Annotated in this window: 9 protein-coding genes; 2 read left to right on the forward strand and 7 right to left on the reverse strand. The window is 43.3% G+C overall.

The window, feature by feature from the left end:
* Positions 1-13: 13 nt before the first annotated feature.
* The 3 genes from gsiC to ACO1D1_RS26200 all read right to left on the reverse strand — a co-directional run bounded on the left by gsiC (position 14) and on the right by ACO1D1_RS26200 (position 3680).
* Positions 14-934: a glutathione ABC transporter permease GsiC gene (gsiC, locus tag ACO1D1_RS26190; protein WP_423337614.1), complete on the reverse strand. Its 921-nt coding sequence runs from the start codon at positions 932-934 to the stop codon at positions 14-16.
* 76 nt (positions 935-1010) lie between these two features.
* The gene (locus tag ACO1D1_RS26195) at positions 1011-2630 is read right to left on the reverse strand and encodes a glutathione ABC transporter substrate-binding protein (RefSeq protein WP_423337615.1); all 1620 of its coding nucleotides are present in this window, start codon (positions 2628-2630) and stop codon (positions 1011-1013) included.
* A gap of 39 nt (positions 2631-2669) precedes the next feature.
* Complete coding sequence (locus ACO1D1_RS26200) at positions 2670-3680, reverse strand: asparaginase (RefSeq protein WP_423337616.1); 1011 nt, start codon at positions 3678-3680, stop codon at positions 2670-2672.
* A 147-nt stretch (positions 3681-3827) separates the two neighbouring features.
* On the opposite strand from ACO1D1_RS26200, the gene ACO1D1_RS26205 reads away from it, so the two are divergent.
* Together ACO1D1_RS26205 and ACO1D1_RS26210 are read left to right on the forward strand one after the other, a co-directional pair.
* A complete protein-coding gene (locus ACO1D1_RS26205) occupies positions 3828-4646 on the forward strand; it encodes a M55 family metallopeptidase (RefSeq protein WP_423337617.1) in 819 nt (272 codons plus the stop codon).
* A gap of 458 nt (positions 4647-5104) precedes the next feature.
* Positions 5105-6364, forward strand: a complete 1260-nt coding sequence (locus tag ACO1D1_RS26210; protein ID WP_423337618.1) for an SH3 domain-containing protein — start codon at positions 5105-5107, stop codon at positions 6362-6364.
* A gap of 133 nt (positions 6365-6497) precedes the next feature.
* Here the strand turns inward: ACO1D1_RS26210 and ACO1D1_RS26215 are convergent, their stop codons facing one another.
* From ACO1D1_RS26215 to ACO1D1_RS26230, 4 genes are all read right to left on the reverse strand, one after another.
* Positions 6498-7235: an amino acid ABC transporter ATP-binding protein gene (locus tag ACO1D1_RS26215; RefSeq protein WP_423337619.1), complete on the reverse strand. Its 738-nt coding sequence runs from the start codon at positions 7233-7235 to the stop codon at positions 6498-6500.
* Positions 7236-7250: 15 nt separating this feature from the next.
* Positions 7251-7910 carry an amino acid ABC transporter permease gene (locus ACO1D1_RS26220; protein WP_423337620.1) on the reverse strand — a complete coding sequence of 220 codons (660 nt, stop codon included), beginning with the start codon at positions 7908-7910 and terminating at the stop codon, positions 7251-7253.
* 251 nt (positions 7911-8161) lie between these two features.
* The gene (locus ACO1D1_RS26225) at positions 8162-8953 is read right to left on the reverse strand and encodes an amino acid ABC transporter substrate-binding protein (RefSeq protein WP_423337621.1); all 792 of its coding nucleotides are present in this window, start codon (positions 8951-8953) and stop codon (positions 8162-8164) included.
* A gap of 1251 nt (positions 8954-10204) precedes the next feature.
* The gene (locus ACO1D1_RS26230) at positions 10205-11368 is read right to left on the reverse strand and encodes an IS256 family transposase (RefSeq protein ID WP_423337622.1); all 1164 of its coding nucleotides are present in this window, start codon (positions 11366-11368) and stop codon (positions 10205-10207) included.
* Between the last annotated feature and the right edge of the window lie 96 nt (positions 11369-11464).

Below are 11464 nucleotides of genomic sequence, written 5' to 3' on the forward strand. Positions count from 1 at the left end.
ATTCCCCCTTTCACTACTTATAACGAATTTGCGGATTCATTACCCCATACAGGATATCCACAAGTAAATTAATCAAAATGAATTCTAAAGCAAATAGTAGCATTTCTGCTTGAATCAATGGGTAGTCGCGGAATGATACCGAGTCAATCAGTAACCGTCCCAATCCAGGCCAACTGAATACCGTCTCCACTACGATGGAACCTCCCAATAGAAATCCAAACTGCAATCCTGTCATGGTAATGACGGGAATCATTGCGTTTTTTAAGGCATGTCTCCACACGACAGCGTTTTCCTTTAATCCTTTGGCTCTTCCCGTACGAATATAATCCTCTTTTAAAATTTCCATCAGGGAAGAACGCGCAAAGCGAGCGATGACAGCAGCTACTCCAGCTCCTAAGGTGATGGACGGCAATATATACGACTTCCAAGAATCACTACCTCCTGTTGGAAACCAGCCCAGCTTAACGGAAAATAGTTGAATCAGCATTAAACCCAGCCAAAAAGATGGTAAAGAAATTCCTGATACAGCACTAAACATACCCGCATAATCCTGCCATTTATTCCGTTTTGTTGCAGAAACCACGCCAATTACCAGCCCGAAAACGATTGCCCAGACCATACTCCAAACGGTCAGCCAAAAAGTTGGCATAAATCTTTGGGCAATCTCATCATATACAGGTCTCTTCGTTTTCATCGATACGCCCAAATCGCCTTGGAATAGATTGCCTATGTAAGTGAAATACTGCGTCGTAATCGGTTTATCCAGACCAAGCTGTTGACGAACAAGCTCCACATCCTTGGGGCCTGCATCCGGACCAGCTACAAGCCGTGCAGGATCCCCAGGAATCATATGGACAAACATGAAAATAAAAATGGAAACGATCAATAGAATAGGAATGATGCCTAATAAACGCTTTAAAATATAACGAAACATAACCCGCCTCCTTTTCCGTCCTGTCTTCAAGATAGGGCGATCACTAATCGTTAATTAGCGATCGCCCACTATTTCCCTACCTTTTAATTTCTGCTTCTTTTGCACTTAGAGAACCATCAGGCAGCAGGTATACGCCTTCTAGGTAGTTCTTTTTCCCAGCGATTGTATCTTCGACAATCAGAGGTGCCCAAGGTGCATCATCCCAAATCACTTTCTGCACTTCAGCGTAAGCTGCTTGGCGCTTTTCAGGATCTGCTGTTTGTAAAGCTGCGTTAATTAGCTGATCCGCTTTTTCATTTTGGTAATAGCCTACATTATAGGATTTTGGTGGAATGGAATCTCCGGCAAGCAACGGACGAATTCCCCAATCCGCATCCCCCGTGGAAGAAGACCAGCCGCCATAGTAAAGCTCGACTCCGGCATCTTTCGCATCCTGAACGGACCAAATTTTCTCCGAAAGTGTACCTGCTTCCATAGGAACTACTTCTACCTTAATGCCAACCTGCCCCAATTGCTGTTGCAAAAACTCCATTGCCTTCATGGCATCTGAGTTGTTTGCTCCCCAAATGGTAGTGGTAAAACCTTTTTCATAGCCTGCTTCCTTCAACAGCTTTTTTGCTTTTTCTAAATCATATTGATATGGTTTTTGCTTAGAATAAAATTGAAGGCCGGACGGAATGATTGAATCCATTTCGCTTCCAAATCCGCGGTACACAACCTTCGAGAATGCTTCTTTATTAATCGCATAGTTAATCGCTTGACGTACCTTAACATCATTAAAAGGCTTCTTTGTCGCGTTCATGGTCATATAACGGGCTACAATGGAAGGTTTATTTTCTACTACAATACCGTCTTTTCCATTAATGGCTTCCACCTGTTCGGTAGGAACTGGATAAATAAAATCAGCTTCCCCTGTTTGTAACATCGCTACGCGCGCTCCGTTTTCCGGTACAGGCTTAAACTTGATGCTATCTACCTTCGGCAAATCTTTTTCCCAGTAGTCCGGATTCTTTTCAACAGTCAAATGGTCGCTTGGATCCCACTCTTTAAATTTGAACGGGCCAGTTCCAACTGGATTCTTGGATACCTCTTTCCCGTATTTCTTCAAAGCTTCGGGACTGATGATTCTCGCCGCAGGATGGGCAAAGTTATTCAGCATGGCTCCAAACGGTTCCTTTAACGTGACTCTAAAGGTGTACTCATCTACTGCTTCAGTTTTGTCAACTAGTGCAAACATGCTATATCTTTTTAATTTATTATCTGGATTAGCTACGCGGTCGATGTTTACCTTCACGGCTTCCGCATTAAATGGGGTACCATCGTGGAACTTGATTCCCTGCTTCAATTTGAAGGTGAATACTTTTGCATCATCGCTAGCTTCATAGCTTTCCGCTAAAACAGGAACCATTTTCATATCTTTGTCGAATCCAACCAAGCCTTGGTACATCGTTGCTTGGACGGAACCGGACAACGTATCGTTCGTGTCCTGCGGATCCATGCTGACGAGGTTATCCTTGATGGCAATCGTAAGGCCGTTTCCGTCCTTTTTCGCAAGCGGTTGTTCTTTTTGCTTTGTCACTGTTTTCGGTTTCTGACTTTCTTCCGACGAACCAGACTTACTTGAACAGCCTGCAAGCACAAGGCTTATGGCCATGAATCCTGTAAGAACGGCGGTCAGGTATTTTCTTTTTACCATTTTATTTCCCCCTTGAACATTTTTATTTACAAAAGTGCCTTAACACCTATGTAACGAAAAGGATGGTACCATTTCACCCACATTTTCTTGGCGGGTATTCTTCAGAACAGGGCGGTAATGATGGATAACTTTGTTGAGCTGCTCTTCAGTGATGAGGTTAAGTTGTCTCAGAGTTTCTAGAGCGACAGGATAGGCGGCTCGTCCATTTCCGTCCTCTATCTTAATCGCGATCCCGATTCCCGTTTCCCTATCCCCAAGCAGGTAGACAGCTTCTGCTCCTGCTTTCCCAAATAAACGGCCTTCAGCCGCTTTCATAAAATCAGTACAGAAACGGTCCGTTCCGCCTACCATCTCGGGATACTTCATCATGGCAGTTGTAATTCGATTCGCGACCTTGGCTCTTTCTTCTCCTAAAGAATCAGGGCGGGCCATTCTGGCAAAAGCATAGGCAAACCGTTCTAGCGGCAGGGCATGGACAGGTACACCGCAGCCATCTGTTCCCATTTCTATTTTTTCAATTGGATAATCAGCCACTTCAGAAATCGCTTTCAAAATCCTTTGTTGTACTGGATGGCTGGGCAGATAGTAATCTTCAAGCGTTTCTCCCATATGCTTAGCGGTCACCAGCATACCTGTATGCTTGCCAGAGCAATTGCTATATAAAGGAGTGAGATCCTTGCCCGCTGCGATTAATTTCTTATATGTATCCTGCGAGTGTGGAATATGGGTTCCACATTTTAAAGAACTGTCTTCAATTCCTGCTCGTCCAAGAATTTCCAGTACCCGATCCGTATGCTGGGACTCCCCACTGTGTGAAGCGCAACATAACGAAATATCCGCTTCACTCAGCTCATAGTGATCTGATGCTCCTGTTTCCACTACCGGAATGGTTTGTAAAGGCTTCACAGAAGACCGAGCGTACGTTACCCGATTTGGATCACCAAGCGAATATAACAATTTACCTTCCGAATTAACGACAGCTATGTGTCCGAAATGGGAACTTTCTACCCTTCCCCCGCGGTATACATCTACTAGTTTTGATGGATACATAACTTTGCACCTCTCCTTTATCATTTTTCAGAATCTTTCGTTAATCATATTATATAATTCAACCTATTTCAACCTATTTTTTTAAAAGGGAAATACAGCACCAATGTAGAATTATTAATAAATAGGTTTTAATAGGGGGTAATAAGTATGAGAGTTTTTATTTCTGCGGACATTGAGGGAGTAGCCGGAGTCGTTCATCTTGAACATACCACACGGGACGGTCGGGAACATGATCGGGCCAGAATGCTGATGACCGAAGAGGTAAACGCATGTATCGAAGGTGCCTTATTAGGAGGTGCTACAGAAATTGTTGTGAATGATTCACATGGAACGATGCGTAACCTGATCCCCGAAGCTATGCACCCAGATGCGGAGTATATCACTGGTTCCCCGAAAACACTTGCGATGATGGAAGGGATTAGTTCGGAGTTTGATGCAGCTTTATTTTTAGGATATCACTCTAGGATGGGAAACGACGGTATTTTGAATCATACCTTTCATGGAGGGGTAATTCGAAATATAAAAGTCAATAACGAAGATATGGGTGAAATCGCACTGAATGCGGGAATCGCCGGGGCTTTCGGGGTGCCTGTTGCCCTTGTCACGGGATGTCAGTACGCCGCCCAAGAAGCAATGGACTTCATTCCTGGAATTGAAACGGCTGTCGTCAAACACACAATCAATCGGCAAACAGCAAAAAATTTAAGCCCAAAGAAAGCGCGATGCCTAATCAAGGAAAAAACAGTTGAATCACTTTCGTGTCTTCATAAGATACAGCCTGTAACAATAAATGGTCCCTTCCAGATCGAGGTCACTTACCTACATCCAGGTTTGGCTGATGCAGCTGGAATTCTGCCAATCGTCGAAAGAGTGAACTCGACAACCCACCGCTTTGAAACAGATGACTACATCACTGCTTTTCGGTATATTCGTAGTCTAATTGCAATTGCGGGAGCACTGAACTAAGGACGATGAATTCCCTTTAAAGGTGCAAAAATGAATAATCCCATCAGTTCTATCCGAATTAGCCGGTCAAAAAAAGCCAGTAACCGTCACCATGGTCTTTTTTTGGTCTTTTTTTAATTTATTGTCAAACCGTTTACTAATCAATCGTTTGATTAAATTAGGAATCCTACACCCATCTTCTGAAGTAACTTCTAGTCAATTTTAATCACACTGAACTGAACACATCGCAACCAAAATCCCTTCCACCAAACATGGTAATAGGCCCAACATCATCTATTTTCGACTAATTATGACAAATATGGGACAGAAAATGACACCGAGCATCGAATATTACAGAGGAAGGATTATTTTGATAGCTGTTATATAGGAAAAACGGATGGACGTGCCACCCATGAAAAAAGCCGGCAGAACCGTCGCTGTGGTTCTGCGATAAAGAGTGAATAGGAGAACTGATTATTTTGACTGAAGAATTATTGGTAAATGGCGAGTTAACACGAAGCAGGAAAGAAACACACGGAAAAAGCATGCAAACCAAAAGTGTGCCCGCCTTCACTTCAAGGATGGAAAAACGCGAATATTATAAAAGTGTCCAGTTTGATATTCGAAATGTATTGGATGTCAAAGGATTCTTAAAGGACATACGCGGAAATTGGAATACATATGTTTCACAGGTTCATCAATGGATTCAAAACAGTGCAATTAAAAAACTAATCGTGACCGGCATTTTTACCGTTGTCCTGGGCCTGTCCTCAACCGCTGCGAATGCGGCATATATTCAAGAATACACGTATCAGGTAAAAAGTGGTGAAAAAATTGAAACAATCGCTGCGGCCCATGGTGTCACAGCACAGGAAATTTTAGAAGCAAACGGGCTGACTTCCATTAACGGTAAAAAAATTCTTTTGCCAAAAGTAGAAGATAGAACGGTTACCGCCATATCACTCAATGTCCGCTCCCAGCCAAACACGGCAAGCAGTATTATTGGATCTTATAAAAAAAACGATGTTGTCAAGGTTGTCTTCATCGAAAACGGATGGGCCGGCATTCTGATTAAAGGCCGAGTTTGTTTTGTGAGTGCTGAGTATCTTTTACAAAAACCAGCAGTGGAATCTCAAGTAAAAACAATGGTTGTCACCGCAACATCGTTGAGGGTCAGGGAAGCAGCTTCTACAAGCAGCGCAGTACTAGGTTCATTAAAACTAAATGACCGTGTAGCTGTGACATCCATTTCGAATGGCTGGGCTAAGATTCAGTTCAACGGCAAAGCAGCATATGTTAGCGCAGCCTATTTAACGAACAACAAGCCCGCGAATACACAAAGTGATTCAACGAGCAATAGCGGCACATCAATAAGTTCAACCGTGTATGTGATAAAAGGCGGCGATACCTATACAAAAATCAGTAAGGCCTTGGGCGTCTCTGTCGCATCGATTCAAGCACTGAATCCAACTGTCGAGCCAACAAAGTTGAAGATTGGCCAAAAAATCAACATCCCTGCTGGGACTGCCTCTACGCCTAATCAACTAAAAGTAGTTGCCCACATCACAGGAGTAGACGCAAACGGAACCTTCCGCTTTATCACGGCAGATGGCAGTACCTATGCCGCAAAAGCAGCAGGCAACATGATCAATGAATTATTTGCCCACCAAGGGAAAACAGTAACCTTAACCCTTGAAGGAAAAAGAGGCCAGCACATGACCTTGCGATCCCTTCAATAAAACATGGGAATGATGCTCTTTTTACCATTTTCATAAAGAAAGGGTTCAGTTACGCAGCAATAAGCAGCGGGACTGAACCCTTTTGAATACTTAGTAAAATGAAGAGAAAGCAAAGCACGCTTTCTTGTTATCATCAACGGTTTAAGAATGCTTTCGTCCGATCGAATTGCGGGTTGGTGAACACCTCAGAAGGATGACCGGATTCGATAATTTCGCCATTGTCCATAAAGATCACCCGGTTGGCGACTTCTTTGGCGAATCCCATCTCATGGGTGACCACGATCATCGTCATGTGTTCTTCGGCCAGTTCCTTCATCACCTGCAGGACTTCGCCGGTTAACTCGGGGTCCAGTGCCGAAGTTGGCTCATCGAAAAGCAGAATATCCGGGTTCATCATCAAGGCCCTGCCAATGGCTACCCTTTGTTTTTGACCGCCTGATAACTGCGCTGGGTAGGCATCTGCACGGTTCGTAAGGCCGATTTTTCCAAGCAGTTCGGTACTGCGGTTCCGAATAACAGCTGCGGACTCCTTTTTCACTAACCTTGGTGCCATTTCCAAATTCTCTTTGACCGTTAGGTGCGGGAACAGATTAAAATGCTGGAACACCATCCCCATTTTGGCGGTAATCTGCTTGATTTCCTGCGGTTTTGCGTACATACCGTCCTTTACAAGATAATCACCGGAAACCCGGATACTGCCGGCATTGATCTCTTCCAGATGGACAAGACTCCGAAGCATCGTGCTTTTCCCCGATCCGGAGGGGCCAATCACAGCCACTACATCGTTTTTATTAACATCAAAGGTAATCTGTTTTAACACTTCCAGATCTCCATACGACTTTTTGAGATTCGAAACTTCAATGATTGCCATCTTCACACCCCCTCCTTATTCAAACCGAAACCGTCGCTCAATCCATTTAAAGATCAGCGTCAATACTAGTGTCATCAGTAGATAAATAACACCCGCCACAGCAAAAGGAATAATGGTAAAATCACGATTCACTGCGGTCTCCGCGAAATGCAATAATTCCGGAACCGCTACGGCATAAAGCAGGGCCGTATCCTTGACAAGTGTCACCGATTCGTTTGCCACAGCCGGCAGGGCAATCCGAAACATTTGCGGCATAATAATGCGCGTCATCATCTGCCATTTGTTGAAGCCGAGGACCTGTGCAGCCTCATATTGTCCTTTATCAATCCCCAACAGCCCGCCGCGGAAAATCTCAGCAAAATAAGCAGCATAATTGAGAATAAAACCGATACAAGCAGCCACAAAGCGGTCAAGCACCAAATATTCGCCGATTCCCGGAATCATCGGCAGACCAAAACAGATCACTAATAACTGAAGCAATAGCGGTGTCCCGCGCATCACATAAATATAGGCTTGTGCCAGCCAGGATAGCGGCTTGAAGCTGCTTTTTACAGCTAACGTTAATAAAAAGCCCAGCGGAATCGACAAGATAATGGCAATGACAAACAACAGGATCGTCATCTGTGCCCCTTCAAGCATCGGCTTAAGGATGGTTAGTATATAATCAAACGACATACAGGATTCCTCCTAAGAAAAGCGCAAGCGCCCTGGTCAGCGGCGTATGGCCTGGAGCTCTCCAACTGAGATAAAGGAAACACGAAGAGCCGGAGGCGATTCGATGTTGACTTATCGTAGGGCGGAGAGCGAAGGACACTAGCCGCTAGGGCGCTGGAGCTAGACAATTCTCAAAGTCCAAAAATTTTCTACTTTCTTACCTTTAAAACAAAACAGGGTCCCGTCGGAATCCTGTTTTGTTCCCTATTTCATTACTTTAAAACTTTATCTTCGCCAAACCATTTGGTTGAAATTTCAGCTGCAGTTCCGTCTTCATTCATTTCATCCAATGCTTTTTGCAGCTTGTTTAACAGTTCTTCGTTTCCTTTTTTCACACCTACACCATATTCTTCAGGTGCAAGAGATTCATCAAGCACTTTGAACGTGCCCTTTTCTTTTGACATGTAATAATCGATGACTACTTCGTCAATCACGACAGCATCTAGCCGACCGCTTTTTAAATCATTCAAGGCCATTACATTATCGGAGAACTCAGTTACTTCTTTAATCTTCGCTTTAATTGGGTTTGCCTCCAAGGCATCCGATGCAGAGGACAGAGATTGAAGTCCGACCACTTTGCCATCTAAATCAGCCAGTTTGGATACCTTAGAATCAGCCAGGGTGACCACAACCTGAGCATTTATTAAATAAGGCTTTGTAAAAAGAACCTTTTTCTTCCGTTCATCAGTGATAGTGTAGCCGTTCCAGATAAAATCAATGCGCCCGCTGCTTAGTTCTGATTCCTTCGTTTTCCAGTTGATTGGTTGGAACTTAGGCTTGGCACCCATTTTTTCTACAGCTGCTTTCGCGTAGTCAATATCAAAACCTACAATATTATTATCCTCATCACGGAATCCCATCGGAGCAAATTTATCGTCGATGCCGATGACCAGGGTTTGATCACCCTTTTCCTTTGCCCCAGTAGTATTACTCGAGCAAGCTGTTAAAGCAGAAAATACCGCTGCAATCACTAGAACCATAGATACTAAACGTAGACGTTTCATATAAAAAAACCACCTTTATTGGATTGTCAATTCGTTCATTCACTTTAGCACGTTACCATATTATCACACTAGCACATTATAACACTATAATATTTCAAAATACAATAGCTAAATTTGGATATCTGGGACGAATAAGGAAAAATGCACTTGGAGGGAAGGGCGACGTAGAGTCTTTCTACATCAGGGTTTGGGCTTGAAAAATCATGAAACCCATACGTAGACAGCTCCTACATCGGGATTTGAGCTTAAAAATTCGCGAAACCCCTACGGAGACCGCTCCTACATCGGGGTTTGAGCTTAAATATTCGCGAAACTCCTACGGAGGCCGATTCTACATCGGGGTCTGGACTAAAAATCCACTCTAACATCCAAGTAGACGGGTTCTACTTGGACTTTCGTACCTAAAATCCACTCTAACATCCAAGTAGACAGGTTCTTCTTCGACGTTCGTACCTAAAATCCACTCTAACATCCAGGTAGACAGGTTCTTCTTCGACGTTCGTACCTAAAATTTACTCTAACATCCAAGTAGACGGGTTCTTCTTCGATGTTCGTACCTAAAATTCACTCTAACATCCAAGTAGACGGATTCTACTTCGACGTTCGTACCCAAAATCCACTCTAACATCCAAGTAGACAGGTTCTTCTTCGACGTTCGTACCCAAAATCCACTCTAACATCCAAGTAGACGGGTTCTTCTTCGACGTTCGTACCCAAAATCCACTCTAACATCCAAGTAGACGGGTTCTTCTTCGACATTCGTACCTAAAATTCACTCTAACATCCAAGTAGACAGGTTCTACTTCGACGTTCGTACCCAAAATCCACTCTAACATCCAAGTAGACGGGTTCTTCTTCGACATTCATACCTGAAATTCACTCAAACATCCAAGTAGACGGGTTCTACTTCGACATTCGTACCTAAAATTCACTCAAACATCCAAGTAGACGGGTTCTACTTCGACATTCGTACCTAAAATTCACTCTAACATCCAAGTAGACGGGTTCTACTTCGACGTTCGTACCCAAAATCCACTCTAACATCCAAGTAGACAAGTCAAGTCCTTATTTTTGTGTAAAATCACTGGCAAGTGCTTTCAACCTATACCCTTTCATTTTTTTAGCGAAACTTCCATGGATTTTTACCTTCATATCCGGTAAGGGATGTCAAATGGTTTTCAATTTGACATCCCTTACCGGATATGGAACCATCCATGATGGAAGTTTAGCTGAAAATGCCTCCCACTTTATTCACCTTAGCGATTTTCTCTTTGCGTAAACTGTATCTTGATATTGCATGAGAACGGCACCAACTAAACGAAACGCAGATTGATTGTTGGGAAAAATACGAATGACCTTTTCCCTTCTGCGAACCTCCTGGTTCAACCGTTCCAGGGAATTGGTGCTGCGGATGTGGTATCGGATATTTTCCGGGAAGTTCATGTACTGGATGGTATCCTCGAACCCTTCATCCAAGATTGCAAGTGCCTTTTCAAACTTTGGTTCTCCGGCGAACTTGCTCATCAGCTCACCTTTGAACTGGCGGATATCCTCAAAAGTCACTGCCTCAAATACACGTTTGATCATTATTTTGATTTCAGCTGAGTCCTTTTTTGGCAGTTTATCAAAGATATTCCGTTTGAAGTGGACGTTACATCTTTGCCAAGTGGTCCCAATAAAATCACGCTGTATCGCTTTCTGAAGACCTTGATGGGCATCAGAGATGACTAGCTTGGGGGATTGAAGGCCGCGTGATTTTAGCTGTTGGAAGAATCGGCTCCAACTTTCGTGGCTTTCTGCATGGTCAACACTCAAACCGAGTATTTCACGTGTGTTTTTCTCAGTAATAGCGGTCGCAATATAAACTGCCTTGGAAACTACACTTTGGTGCTCACGTACCTTAATATACATGGCGTCCACGAAAACGAAAGGGTAGTATGTTGTATTTATGGGTCTCTTAGCCCAATCGTTTACAATGGGATCAAGCTTTTGCGTAAGTGATGATACAAACGACTTGGATACGTTTTTGCCGCAAAGTTGTTCGACAATATTGGTAACTTTCCGGGTAGAAACGCCATTGATGACCATTTCCATCATGGAAAGAACCAACGCCTGATCCCACCGGGCATATTTTTCAAAGACGGTGGTTGAGAATTCACCGTTGCGTGTCCGTGGGACCCTAAGTGACAAGGTACCGATGCTCAGAATAAGTTCACGCTCATAATAACCGTTTCGATAGTCACGGCGTTCAACAGCTCGTTCATAAGGAGCAGCCCGTAAATAATCGTCCCTTTCCTTTTCCATAAATTCGTTTAATACTAGGACAACAGCTGATTTAATAACCATATCAAGGTTGGAATTTACAATGGCTTCTTTTAAAACATCCATATTCAGGTTAAACTGTACTTGAGTCATTTATATTCCTCTTTTCATTGTTTATCGTGGTTGAAAACAGTGTTGCCAAGAGTGAATAAAATGACTCATTATTTTTACACAATTATGTTACTTAAT

The organism is Neobacillus sp. 19 (genome assembly GCF_049463095.1).
Classification (GTDB): domain Bacteria; phylum Bacillota; class Bacilli; order Bacillales; family Cytobacillaceae; genus Neobacillus.